Origin of the sequence: Mycobacterium paraense (genome assembly GCF_002101815.1) — a bacterium.
In the GTDB taxonomy this organism is placed as follows: Bacteria; Actinomycetota; Actinomycetes; order Mycobacteriales; family Mycobacteriaceae; genus Mycobacterium; species Mycobacterium paraense.
Genome location: NZ_LQPM01000045.1, coordinates 23,321 through 33,235 on the forward strand (window position 1 = coordinate 23,321; position 9,915 = coordinate 33,235).

Annotated in this window: 8 protein-coding genes, 1 tRNA gene and 1 pseudogene; 4 read left to right on the top strand and 6 right to left on the bottom strand. The window is 70.5% G+C overall.

Going from position 1 to position 9,915, the window contains the following annotated elements; translation table 11 throughout:
- On the top strand, positions 1 to 684 hold the full coding sequence (gene cysE, locus AWB89_RS25405) for a serine O-acetyltransferase (RefSeq protein ID WP_085177437.1): 684 nt from the start codon (positions 1 to 3) through the stop codon (positions 682 to 684).
- A 66-nt stretch (positions 685 to 750) separates the two neighbouring features.
- Positions 751 to 2,397: an NAD-dependent malic enzyme gene (locus AWB89_RS25410; protein WP_085177439.1), complete on the top strand. Its 1,647-nt coding sequence runs from the start codon at positions 751 to 753 to the stop codon at positions 2,395 to 2,397.
- A gap of 161 nt (positions 2,398 to 2,558) precedes the next feature.
- Here AWB89_RS25410 and AWB89_RS25415 read toward each other — a convergent pair whose 3' ends face one another.
- Positions 2,559 to 3,167 (bottom strand): muconolactone Delta-isomerase family protein, encoded by a 609-nt coding sequence (locus AWB89_RS25415; protein ID WP_085177441.1) that lies wholly within the window; start codon positions 3,165 to 3,167, stop codon positions 2,559 to 2,561.
- 198 nt (positions 3,168 to 3,365) lie between these two features.
- Positions 3,366 to 3,441, bottom strand: a tRNA-Asn gene (locus AWB89_RS25420).
- A 130-nt stretch (positions 3,442 to 3,571) separates the two neighbouring features.
- Here AWB89_RS25420 and AWB89_RS25425 point away from each other — a divergent pair.
- Positions 3,572 to 3,838, top strand: coding sequence for a hypothetical protein (locus AWB89_RS25425; protein ID WP_066970020.1), 267 nt, complete (start codon positions 3,572 to 3,574; stop codon positions 3,836 to 3,838).
- Here the strand turns inward: AWB89_RS25425 and dnaG are convergent.
- From dnaG to AWB89_RS25440, 3 genes are read right to left on the bottom strand one after another with little or no spacing between them, the layout of a single operon-like run.
- A complete protein-coding gene (gene dnaG, locus AWB89_RS25430) occupies positions 3,813 to 5,735 on the bottom strand; it encodes a DNA primase (protein WP_085177443.1) in 1,923 nt (640 codons plus the stop codon). The two genes, AWB89_RS25425 and dnaG, sit on opposite strands and share 26 nt — an antisense overlap.
- Positions 5,736 to 5,761: 26 nt before the next feature.
- The gene (gene sodC / locus AWB89_RS25435) at positions 5,762 to 6,364 is read right to left on the bottom strand and encodes a superoxide dismutase[Cu-Zn] (protein WP_085177445.1); all 603 of its coding nucleotides are present in this window, start codon (positions 6,362 to 6,364) and stop codon (positions 5,762 to 5,764) included.
- 15 nt (positions 6,365 to 6,379) lie between these two features.
- A complete protein-coding gene (locus tag AWB89_RS25440) occupies positions 6,380 to 7,657 on the bottom strand; it encodes a deoxyguanosinetriphosphate triphosphohydrolase (RefSeq protein WP_085177447.1) in 1,278 nt (425 codons plus the stop codon).
- Positions 7,658 to 7,708: 51 nt separating this feature from the next.
- On the opposite strand from AWB89_RS25440, the gene AWB89_RS25445 reads away from it, so the two are divergent.
- Positions 7,709 to 9,682: a TPM domain-containing protein gene (locus AWB89_RS25445; RefSeq protein WP_085177449.1), complete on the top strand. Its 1,974-nt coding sequence runs from the start codon at positions 7,709 to 7,711 to the stop codon at positions 9,680 to 9,682.
- A gap of 98 nt (positions 9,683 to 9,780) precedes the next feature.
- Here AWB89_RS25445 and AWB89_RS25450 read toward each other — a convergent pair.
- A pseudogene (locus AWB89_RS25450) lies at positions 9,781 to 9,915 on the bottom strand (type VII secretion protein EsxI); the annotation flags it as partial.

Here is a 9,915-nt window from a genome sequence, read left to right on the forward strand (position 1 = left end):
ATGCTCGCAGCCATGCGTCGGGACATCCGGGCGGCCCGGGAACGGGATCCCGCCAGGCCCACGACGCTGGAGGTCATCTTCGCCTACCCGGGCGTGCACGCGGTCTGGGCCCACCGGATCAGCCACTGGCTGTGGCAACGCAACGCCCGGGTGGCCGCGCGGACGCTGGCGGAAATCACCCGCATCCTGACCGGCGTCGACATCCACCCGGGCGCCCTGCTCGGCGCGGGCCTGTTCATCGACCACGCGACCGGCGTGGTAATCGGGGAAACCGCCGAGGTGGGCGAGGACGTCCACATGTATCACGGCGTTACCCTCGGCGGCAGCGGCGCGGAAACCGGGAAACGCCACCCGACCGTCGGCGACCGGGTGACCATCGGCGCCGGAGCCAAGGTCCTCGGCGCGATCAAGATCGGCGACGACAGCCGGATCGGCGCCAACGCCGTCGTGGTCAAGCCGGTGCCGTCGGGCTCGGTGGTGGTCGGCGTCCCCGGGCAGGTCATCAGCCGCGCCGGACGGGGCACCCCGGACGACTCGATGATGCCCGACCTGGTCGGCGTCAGCCTGCAGTCCCTGCTCACCAGGGTGGCCAAGCTCGAGGCGCAGAACGACGGGCAGCAGAATGGCCGCGTGATCCGTCCCCCCGAGGCCGGGGTGTGGCACGGCGAGGACTTCTCCATCTGACTCGCGTGGCCTGCCTTCGGATGTTCTTCAAGGTGCGTTAACCGCGATCGGCGCTACGGTGGCCTCATGAGCGATCCCTGCACGCCGCGGATCCCGGCGGCCCTGGCCGCGCCGAGCCTCAATCGCGGGGTGGGCTTCACGCACGAGCAGCGGCGACGGCTGGGACTCACCGGCAGGCTGCCGTCGGCGGTGCTCACACTCGACGAACAAGCCGACCGTGTGTGGCATCAATTGCAAAGTCTGGCAACGGATCTGGGCCGCAACCTGCTCCTCGAGCAGCTGCACTACCGGCACGAGCTGCTGTACTACAAGGTGCTGGAGGACCACCTGACCGAGCTGATGCCGGTGGTTTACACGCCCACCGTCGGTGAGGCCATTCAACGCTTCTCCGACGAATATCGCGGGCAGCGTGGGCTTTTCCTGAGCATCGACGAGCCGGACGAGATCGCCGAGGCCTTCGAAACTTTCGGGTTGGGCCCCGAGGACGTCGACCTGATCGTATGTACCGACGCCGAAGCGATTTTGGGCATCGGCGATTGGGGCGTGGGCGGAATCCAAATCGCCGTGGGCAAATTGGCGCTCTACACCGCCGGCGGCGGCATCGATCCCCGCCGTTGCCTCGCGGTGTCCCTCGATGTCGGCACCGACAACGAACAGCTGCTGCAGGACCCGTTCTATCTCGGCAATCGCCACGCCCGGCGCCGCGGCGCGGAGTACGACGAGTTCATCAGGCGCTACATCGAGACGGCGCACCAGATGTTTCCGCACGCGATCCTGCATTTCGAGGACTTCGGGCCGCTCAACGCGCGCAAGATCCTGCAGACCTACGGCGACCACTACTGCGTCTTCAACGACGACGTCCAGGGCACCGGCGCGGTGGTGGTGGCGGCGGTGTACGGCGGGTGCCATGTCACGGGCGTCCCGCTGCGCGACCAGAAGGTGATTGTCTTCGGCGCCGGGACCGCGGGCATCGGCGTGGCCGACCAGATCCGTGACGCGATGGTGGCCGACGGCGCGAGTGCCGAACAGGCGGCGGCGCAGATCTGGCCGATCGACAAACAGGGGCTGCTCTTCGACGACATGGACGACCTGCGCGACTTTCAGGTGCCGTACGCCAAGAACCGCCAGCGGCTGGGGGTGGGCGCCGCGGATCGGGTCGGCCTGGTGGACGCGATCAAGCTGGCGTCACCCACCGTTCTGTTGGGCTCGTCGACCGTGTTCGGCGCGTTCGACCAGGAGGTCATCGAGGCGATGACCGCATCCTGCGAGCGGCCGATGATCTTCCCGCTGTCCAACCCCACGTCTCGCATGGAGGCGATGCCGGCCGACGTGCTGCGGTGGTCGGAGGGCAAGGCGCTGATCACCACCGGCACCCCGGTCGCCCCGGTCGAATACGACGGCACGACCTACACCATCGGCCAGGCGAACAACGTGCTGGTGTTCCCCGGGATCGGGCTGGGCATCATCGTCGCCCGGGCGAGGCTGGTCACCCCGGGTATGCTGCAGGCGGCGGCGAGAGCCATTGTGCGCCAAGCCAATCCGACCAGCCCCGGGGACTCGCTGTTGCCCGATGTGCAGAACCTGCGCGACATTTCCGCCGCGGTCGCCGAGGCGGTTTATCACGCCGCCGTCGACGACGGGGTGGCCGGCAGGACGCACCCCGACGTCCGGCAGGCCGTCCTCGACACCATGTGGCGGCCGGTGTACGACTAGGTCAATGGTGGCGACCCGCATCGCCCGGTTACACCGCGCTCGCGATCGCCACTAGACCGATGGTGGCGACCCGCATCGCCCGGCTACACCGCGCTCGCGATCGCCACTAGACCGATGGTGGCGACCCGCATCGCCCGGTTACACCGCGCTCGCGATCGCCACTAGACCGATGCCGGGTCGTTGGGATGCGCGCTCAGCGGCGTGGTTTCCACCCCCATCCACGGGCGCAAGGGAAGCGATTCCAGGATCGCCGCCATCCCCTCGGCGTCCGGCGCGCGCCACAGCCCCAACGCGCGGGGCTCCCCGGGCTCGGGCAGCAGCATCCACAGCCGTTCCAGGTGCCCGTGGTCGGCGAGCTCGCGGGCGCGCTCGGCCTCCCTCGACACGGCGTCGCTGACCACCTCGGGCGCGACGCCGCGCGGGATGCCGATGGTGATCGTGGTCAGGTACTCCACGGCACCGCCCGGGCCTTGCTCCGCGCGCCCGGCCGGATCGTTCGGGTGGGCGGTCAGCACCGTCGCCTGGTCGGTGCGCCAGACGCGCAGTGGCATCGAGGCGAGCACCTCCTCGAGTTGGTCCTCGTCGTCGGCAGTAAACAGGCCGAGAGTGCGCCATTCGCCGGGCTGCAGCGGCGGCCGCCACAGGCGCAACAGGGTGCCCTGCGCGGCCAGCTCGCGGGAACGGGCGGCCTCGCGGGTCCGGACGTCGTCGACGACGTCCGCCGGCGTTCCCTGCGGCACTTGCGTGGTCATGGTGACGAGGAATTCCATGAACCCTCCTATTGAGTTGTGCTCACAGTAAATTCACGGTGCCCCGGGCGCCAGGGGACGCCGTGCGGTCGCGGGCAGGAGGCAGGTAGCGCTTCGGGTGTGAACCCAGGAATTCGCGTGTGTGCTGGTGGCTGGATCCGGGCGGTTTTCCCGCCCTGGACGCGCACGCGAAGCCCAGAATTCACACGACAGCTGGCTTGGCTCCCCCGCCTGGACTCGAACCAGGAACCTATCGGTTAACAGCCGAACGCTCTGCCAATTGAGCTACAGGGGATCAACACGACCGCGGGACGACTCTAGCGTACTGGTTTGACCGCGCCCAACTAGCAGGATACGGGGATCGACCGCGCACGCACCCCGCCGAGTGAGGCAGGATGGAGCCATCGATCGTCGGGAGGAACGCTTTGATCCGGTATGTCGTGGTGCTGGGGCTGGGTTACGTGCTGGGCTCGAAGGCCGGGCGTCGCCGATACGAGCAGATCGTCGGCACCTATCGGGCCCTGACCAGCAGTCCCATGGCCAAGTCGGTAATCGAAGGGGGGCGTCGCAAGGTCGCGAATCGCATTTCCCCCGACACCGGCTTCGTGACGCTGGCCGAGATCGACGAGCAGACGGCCGTGGTCGAGCGACCGGCCGAGCCGGCCCTCACACCGTCAGATCGTCCCCGCTAGCCTGCTCCAACAGGCTGCGCCGGTAGGCCTCCATGGCGACCAGGTCGCCGAACAGCGCGTGGTACTCGTCGCCCTGCTCGATGGGCGACATGCGCTGCAGCTTGGACTTGACCTCGGCGATCTGCCGGCCCATCCAGACCTCCTGCAGGCGGGCCAGCACCCCGGCGATGTAGCGCGGTAGCTTCTCGTCGTCGACCGCGATGGCCTCGACCCCCAACTCGCTGATCAGGCCCGCCGTCAGGGCCGACGTGGTCCGCTGGCGCACCGCGTCGATCCACTCCGCCCCGGTCACCCCGGTGGAGGTGCCGCCGGCGGCCTCGATGGCCGCCCGGACGGCCGCGTAGCCGGGGTGGGTGAAGCTCTCGACGGTCAGCGTGTCGAACACCGGGCCGGCCAGCGCCGGGTACTGCAGCGCCGATTTGAGCGCCTCGCGCTGGGGCCACAGGATCGGGTCGCGCGGGTCGGGGCGGGCCGCGGCGGGCTCCGCTCGCCTGGCCGGGGCGGGCTCCCGCTCGGCCCGGCGCGGCGGCTCGGACCCGGGGCCGCCCCGGGCCGGGGACCGCGACTTCTTGGCCTCGCCGCGCACCCGCTCGATGACCTGCGCGACGTCGTCCCAGCCGACCCAGCCGGCGAGCTGGCGGGCGTACTCGTCACGCAGCGTGGGGTCCTTGATCTGGCTCACCATGGGCACGCACTGGCGCAGCGCGGCGACCCTGCCCTCGGCGCTGTCCAGGTCCACGTCGGCGAGCGTGGTGCGAATGGCGAACTCGAACAACGGCGTTCGCCGCGCGACCAGGTCGCGCAGCGCGGCGTCGCCGGACTTGAGCCGCAGGTCGCAGGGGTCCATGCCGTCCGGCGCGACGGCAACGAAGGACTGCCCGGCCAGGTTCTGCTCGCCGCCGAACGCCTTGAGCGCGGCGGCCCGGCCGGCCGCGTCGCCGTCGAAGACGTAGATCAGCTCGCCGCGAAAGAAGCTGTCGTCCATCATCAGCCGGCGCAGCATCGCCAGGTGCTCGTCGCCGAATGCGGTGCCGCAGGAGGCGACGGCCGTGGTGACCCCGGCCAGGTGCATCGCCATCACGTCGGTGTAGCCCTCGACGACGACGGCCTGGTGGCCCTTGGCGATGTCGCGCTTGGCCAGGTCGATGCCGAACATCACCGCCGACTTCTTGTACAGCAGCGTCTCGGGCGTGTTGATGTACTTGGCTTCCATCGGGTCGTCGTCGAACAGCCGGCGCGCCCCGAACCCGATCACCTCGCCCGCCGACGTGCGGATGGGCCACAACAGCCGCCGGTGGAAGCGGTCCATCGGGCCGCGGCGCCCCTCCCGGGACAGGCCGGCCGCCTCGAGCTCCTTGAACTCGAAACCCTTGCGCTGCAGGTGTTTGGTCAGCGAGTCCCAGCCCGAAGGGGCGAATCCGCAGCCGAAATGGCGGGCCGCCGCGGCGTCGAAGTTCCGTTCCTCCAGATACCGGCGGGCCGGCGCCGCCTCGTCGGACTCCAGCGCCGCCGCGTAGAACTCGGCCGCGGCCGCGTTGGCCGCGACGAGCCTGCTGCGGCTGCCGCGGTCGCGCTGCACGCTGGTGGCCGGGCCGGTGTAGCTGATGGTGTGGCCGACCCGGTCGGCCAGCAGTTCGACCGCCTCGACGAAGCTGACGTGCTCGATCTTCTGGACGAACGCGTACACGTCGCCGCCCTCGCCGCAGCCGAAGCAGTGGAAGTGGCCGTGGTTGGGGCGGACGTGGAACGACGGCGACTTCTCGTTGTGGAACGGGCACAGGCCCTTCATGGAGTCGGCGCCGGCGCGGCGCAACTGCACGTAGTCGCCGACGACGTCCTCGATGCGGGCCCGTTCGCGGATGGCGGCGATATCGCGATCTGAGATCCGGCCGGCCATCGGCTCAGTCTAGGACGCCGGCCGCGTCAGCTTGTCCCGATGACCCCACACGCGATCCGATCCATCGCGCCTTCGGTGTTTTGGGCGCCGTGGATCATCAACGCGGTCTTGTCGCCCGCCAGCAGCTGGTCCCTGGTGAACGCGTCGGTGGTGGTCACGAGGTACGCCGAGCCGTCCTGGCGCACCTCGAGCGTCGACAGGTCACCGCTTTCGGGCATCCCGGTGTGCCCGGGCGCCTGGAAGTGCCCGCCGGCGGACAGGAAGTTCCCGGGTGGGCCCCCGGTCGGGGCGACCGAGTTGGGCTCGCATTTGCCGATCGAGTGGATGTGCATGTCGTGGAAGCCGGGGGTCAGGATCCCGCCGGCGACGGTCTTGACCGTGACGGTGGCGTAGCCGTTGCTGAAATCGATGGTGGCCGTGGCGACTTCCTTCCCGTCGGCCGTCTTCAAGTTGGCGGTGAGCGAGCCCGCGGCGGGCGCCGGGGTCGATGTCGCCGAGGTGGCCGGGGAAGCGCTCTGGACCGGCGGCGTGGTGCCGGTCTGGCTGGTCGCGTGCTGGGGCGAACTGCAGGCGGTCACGGCCACGACGGGAAGCGACAGCAAGACGGCGGCGGCGGCGAGTTTGGTCATGCCGGGAGCCTAACGCTAGCCGCTCGCGGGGCTGGTATCGATGCGCTCCAGCCGCCCCTCGGTGTAGGAGGCGATCTGGTCGACGACGACCCGCAGTCGGGCCCGGTCGTCGGCGGCGGTGGTGAACGCCGCGGCGTACACCGGGTCGAGCGTTCCGGGCGCCCCCGCGTACAGCCAGTGCGCCACCCGGTGGACGCGTTCGCGCTGCCGGGCCTGGGCTTCCAGATGCCGGGGGTCGGACATGATGAACTGCAGCGCCAGTATTTTCAGCAGGGCGACCTCGGCGCGGACCAGGTCGGGCACCTGCAGGTCGGCGCGGTAGCGCACCAGCGGGCCGGGCCCGGCGACCGCGCGCGTGGTCGCGATGGCGGCCGAGGCGAACCTGCCCACCAGTTCACTGGTCAGTCGCTTGAGCGCGACCGACGCGGCCAGTGTGGCGTCGTACTTGCCGACCGCGGCGACCACGGGCAGACCCGACAGCCGCCGCGCCGCCGCCATGAAGTCGTCGGCGCTGACCCGGGAGAATTCGCTCTCCCCCAGCTTGGCCAGCGCGGCCGCCTCGTCGTCGTCGGCGAGCACGCGCAGGTCGATGCGTTGGGAGACGACGCCGTCCTCGACGTCGTGCACCGAATACGCGACGTCGTCGGCCCAGTCCATGACCTGGGCTTCCAGGCAGGTCCGGTGGGCCGGCGCGCCGGTGCGGACCCACGCCGCCGGCTCGCGGTCCTCGTCGTAGAAGCCGAACTTGCGTGTCCCGTTTGCGGGACCCTCGCCCCGGGTCCACGGGTATTTGGTGACCGCGTCCAGGGCCGCCCGGGTGAGGTTCAGGCCCGCGCTATTTCCTTGCTCATCAAGCACTTTGGGCTCGAGGCTGGTGAGGATCCGAAAGTTCTGCGCGTTGCCCTCGAAGCCACCGTAGGCGGCCGCGAACTCGTCGAGCGCCCGCTCGCCGTTGTGCCCGTACGGCGGATGCCCGATGTCGTGGGCCAGGCCGGCGAGCTCCACCAGGTCGAGGTCGCAACCGAGCCCCACCGCCATTCCCCGCCCGATCTGGGCGACCTCCAGGGAGTGCGTCAACCGGGTGCGCGGGGTGTCACCTTCCCTCGGCCCGACCACCTGCGTCTTGTCGGCCAACCGGCGCAACGCGGCGCTGTGCAGGACCCGGGCGCGGTCGCGGGCGAAGTCGGTGCGGTGCTGGCCTTCCGTGCCGGGCAGACCCGCAGTTTTCGGCGCTTCGTTCACCCGCCGCTGGCGGTCGAAGTCGTCGTATGGGTCTTGCTGCTGCCCGGTCACCTGTTAATCACCGAAGCACAGTCTGCCAGGCAACGCGGGATACATTGACCTATGCGCACCGCTCGGCCGCTCGGCGTGATGCTGGCCGTCCTCGCAAGCCTGTGCGGGGCGCTGCTGCTGGCGCCGCCGGGCCGCGCGCAGCCGCCGTTTCCGCTGCCGGATCAGGTCACCGACAGCGCGAAGGTCCTGTCGGATTCCGGCCGCGCGGCGGTGACGTCGGCCATCGACAAGCTGTACGCCGATCGCCACATCCGGCTGTGGGTGGTCTACGTCGACGACTTCTCGGGCCAGAACGCGGCGGACTGGGCGCGGCGCACCAGGGCCGCCAGCGAGCTCGGCGACTACGACGCCCTGCTGGCCGTGGCCACCACCGGCCGGGCGTACGCGTTCTTCGTCCCGTCCGCCATCAAGAGCGTCAACGCCGGCCAGGTTGATCAGTTGCGGCGCACCAGGATTGAACCCGCCCTGCACAACGGGGACTGGAGCGGTGCCGCGATCGCCGCGGCCAACGGGCTCAACACCTCGCCGCCGGCGTCGGGCCGCGTCTTCCTGCTGATCGCATTGCTTGGCATCGCCCTCGCCGTCGCGGCCCTGCTGGTGGTGATGCGCTATCGCCGTCGCCGTCGCCGCGCGGCCGCGTTGGCCGCGGCGCGGCGCCTCGACCCGACCGACGCCACCGCGCTGGCCGGCGTGCCGTTGGAGGCCCTCGACGACCTGTCGCGCTCGATGGTGGTCGACGTCGACAACGCGGTGCGCACCAGCGCCAACGAGCTGAGCCTGGCGATCGACGAGTTCGGCACCGAGCGGACCCAGCCGTTTACCGAGGCGGTCGACAACGCCAAAGCGGCGCTGTCGCAAGCCTTTACGGTCCGACATCAGCTCGACGACAGCATCCCCGAGACGCCTGCGCAACGCCGCGAGCTGCTGACCCGGGTGATCGTCTCGGCGGCACGCGCCGACCGCGAACTCGAATCGCAGACGCAGGCGTTCGAAGAGCTGCGGGATCTGGTGCTCAACGCCCCGTCGCGGCTGGACGCGCTGACCGAGCAATACGTCGAACTCACCAGCCGCATCGACCCCGCGGAACGGCGGCTGGCCGAGTTGCGCAACGAATTCGACACCACGGCACTGACTTCGGTGTCCGGCAACGTCGCGGGCGCCAGGGAGAGGCTGGCGTTCGCCGACCGCAACATCAGTACGGCCCGCGCTCTGGCCGGCCGCGCCGAAATGGGCAAGCAGACGGGATTGGTGGATGCCTACCACGCCGCCGAATCGGCGCTCGGGCAAGCCCGAGCGCTGCTGGACGCGATCGACAATGCGGCGACGGACATCGGGCACGCCGTCGCGGCGTTGCCGGCCGCCGTCGACGACATTCGGGCGGCGGTCCAGCGCGCCGGCGAGCTTCTGCCGAAGGCGCCGGGCCATGCGGCCGAGCTGACGGCGGCCCGCGACGCGGCGACCGGGGCGCTGGACTATGCGCGCAGCCCCGGCGGTTCCGCCGATCCCCTCGGCGCGTTCGCCCGGCTCACCAAGGCCGGCGCCGACCTCGATCGGGCCCTGGACGCCGTGGCCGAGGAGCAGGCGAACGCCGAGCGGCTCAACCGGTCCTTCGAGCAGGCGCTGTTCACCGCCCAGGCGCGGGTGCGCGGCGTCTCCGAATACATCGACACCCGCCGGGGCAGCATCGGAGCGGAGGCCCGGACCCGGCTCGCCGAAGCCGCGAGGCACCTGCGGGCCGCGCAGGACAAGAGGGCGACCAACCCGGCCGAGGCGATCGCGCACGCCAACGCGGCGTCGACGCTGGCCGCGCAGGCGCAGGCCCTGGCGAACGCCGACGTGCAGCAGGCTCAGCGCGTCTACGCGGGCCGCGGCGGCGGTGACACCGGCGCCATGATCGGCGGGATCATCATCGGCAACGTGCTCGGCGGGGCGATGCGCGGGGGCTTCGGCGGCTGGAGCCCCACCTCGTTCGGCTCGTCGGGCTCCTCCGGCGGCGGCCTCATGGGCGGCGGCGGCCGGTTCTGATCCCTGGAGACGAACCGACCCCCGGGCACCCAGTGCCCGGGGGTCGGTGTTGCACTGCTCAACGGTGACGGCGGCGCGCCGCCGTCAGCCGGTTTCCGCTAGGCCCAGCTGGACCCGACGGCGCTGTCGGTGCTGGCCATGTTGCTGCCGGCGCTCTGCACCTTCTGGCCGTGGGCGTTGGCCTGCTCGTAGATCACCTGGAAGTTACGACCCAACTGGGTGATGAACTCCTG

What these genes read in the sequence shown, in the direction of transcription:
- cysE (WP_085177437.1), top strand. Translation starts at nt 1, where the DNA reads ATGCTCGCAGCCATGCGTCGGGACATCCGGGCGGCCCGGGAACGGGAT.
- AWB89_RS25410 (WP_085177439.1), top strand. Translation starts at nt 751, where the DNA reads ATGAGCGATCCCTGCACGCCGCGGATCCCGGCGGCCCTGGCCGCGCCG.
- AWB89_RS25415 (WP_085177441.1), bottom strand. Translation starts at nt 3,167, where the DNA reads ATGGAATTCCTCGTCACCATGACCACGCAAGTGCCGCAGGGAACGCCG.
- dnaG (WP_085177443.1), bottom strand. Translation starts at nt 5,735, where the DNA reads ATGGCCGGCCGGATCTCAGATCGCGATATCGCCGCCATCCGCGAACGG.
- sodC (WP_085177445.1), bottom strand. Translation starts at nt 6,364, where the DNA reads ATGACCAAACTCGCCGCCGCCGCCGTCTTGCTGTCGCTTCCCGTCGTG.
- AWB89_RS25445 (WP_085177449.1), top strand. Translation starts at nt 7,709, where the DNA reads ATGCGCACCGCTCGGCCGCTCGGCGTGATGCTGGCCGTCCTCGCAAGC.